The organism is Pseudomonas sp. 43(2021) (assembly GCF_017490805.1).
Classification (GTDB): domain Bacteria; phylum Pseudomonadota; class Gammaproteobacteria; order Pseudomonadales; family Pseudomonadaceae; genus Aquipseudomonas.
In genome coordinates this window covers 1-569 of sequence record NZ_JAFGYJ010000193.1, presented here as the reverse complement: position 1 = coordinate 569, position 569 = coordinate 1, and the positions used below count along the sequence as shown (strand labels likewise).

Here is a 569-nt window from a genome sequence, read left to right as displayed (position 1 = left end):
ATCGAGATTGCTTCGATTTTTCAGAATTGAACAGGATGAACGAGTATCAGGTGCTTTACAAGAAGAAGGCCTACGAACCGTATCTCCTGGAGCAGTTCGAGTGGTTTGAGCGCTCGCCGAAGGCCGACGTTTCCGCGTTCTTCGATCGTGTCGCCGCAAATCGTCGCTGGGTTCGAACGGCGTTGCGCAGGGCTTTTGAATCATGAAGGTATTTCTGGTGGGCAGCACGGGCTACATCGGCAAGACATTGTTCGATGCATGCAGCCGGCGCTGGAGAACGCTGGGAACTTCGACGCGCGATGGCGCCGACATCGTTTTCTCGTTGGCCCGCGCCGAGGCGTTTCCATACGAACAAGTGAGCGCGGGAGACGTTGTTGCAGTCGCCGCGGCCATATCGTCTCCGGACGCGTGTGCAAAGGATTATGAGACGGCATTCCAGGTGAATGTGACGGGCACCTTGACACTGATCTGCGGCGTAGTGGCTCGAGGCGCACGTGTCATTTTTTTCTCCAGCGATACGGTCTACGGGGCTAGCGAGCAGTTGCTGAGCGAGGAAGCCGAACTGACGC

At 56.8% G+C, this 569-nt stretch carries 2 protein-coding genes; both read left to right on the top strand.

Annotated features, from left to right (window positions below):
* The coding region (locus J5M71_RS26710; protein ID WP_207838490.1) for a hypothetical protein at window positions 1-206 on the top strand (206 nt) is incomplete at its 5' end.
* Window positions 203-569: NAD-dependent epimerase/dehydratase family protein (locus J5M71_RS26705; protein WP_207838487.1), on the top strand; the 367-nt coding region annotated here is incomplete at its 3' end. The genes J5M71_RS26710 and J5M71_RS26705, both read left to right, overlap by 4 nt.